Here is a 432-nt window from a genome sequence, read left to right as displayed (position 1 = left end):
CCAACCTCAACGGCACTGGCAACGGTCTGAACAACACCCTGACCGGCAACGACGGCAACAACATCCTCGACGGCGGCCAGGGCGCAGACTCCCTGACCGGTGGCCTCGGCGACGACATCTATGTGATCGACAACGCCAATGACACTGTGCTCGAACTCGCCAACCAGGGCCGTGACCTGATCCGCACTTCTGTCAGCTATACCCTCTCGACCAATGTCGAGGACGGCCAATTGACCGGTTCCGCCGCTATCGACCTGTTCGGCAACAGCCTGAACAACGTCCTCACCGGCAACAGCGGCGCCAACACCCTCAACGGCGGTCTGGGCGCAGACACCATGATCGGCGGCGACGGTGTCGATACCTACTACGTCGACAACGTCGGCGACGTGGTGATCGAGACCGATGCCTCGCCGACCGCCTACGACCGGGTCT

1 protein-coding gene is annotated in these 432 nt (G+C 62.5%); it reads left to right on the top strand.

Features of this window, described 5'->3' with window-relative positions:
• On the top strand, positions 1–432 hold a 432-nt coding region (locus L6D81_RS29350; RefSeq protein WP_236183001.1), incomplete at both ends, for a calcium-binding protein.

The sequence above is a fragment of the Pseudomonas sputi genome (assembly GCF_021603585.1).
Classification (GTDB): Bacteria; Pseudomonadota; Gammaproteobacteria; order Pseudomonadales; family Pseudomonadaceae; genus Aquipseudomonas; species Aquipseudomonas sputi.
This window is presented reverse-complemented; position numbering and strand designations above follow the sequence as displayed.